We start from the raw sequence: 254 nt of genomic DNA, 5'->3' as shown, positions 1-254 counted from the left end.
AGGAGGTGACCAAAAAGTCAGCGATCAATTCAACATTCCATTTGTTGGGCAGATTCCCTTGCATCCTCGGATCATGGAAGGTAGCGATAGTGGGCACCCTATCACAGTTTCACCTGGTTCAAATTCACAATCTGTTTCATTCGACAAATTAGCAAGGAATGTGGCAGGCCGAGTTAGCATAATAGCTGCTGAATTAAAGGAACAGACTGATAAAGAACAAGACAAAATTGCAGAAGCTGCAAGAACAGAGTAGG

General features: G+C 43.3%; 1 protein-coding gene. It reads left to right on the top strand.

Going from position 1 to position 254, the window contains the following annotated elements; genetic code table 11:
* Nucleotides 1-253, top strand: a 253-nt coding sequence (locus ACYSM9_RS22005; protein WP_461859065.1) for a P-loop NTPase, incomplete at its 5' end; no start/stop codon positions are given.
* Nucleotide 254 lies beyond the last annotated feature (1 nt).

The organism is Arthrobacter sp. C152 (assembly GCF_054890965.1).
The sequence above is the reverse complement of the archived record's forward strand: the minus strand, read 5'-3'. Positions and strand labels throughout refer to the sequence as shown.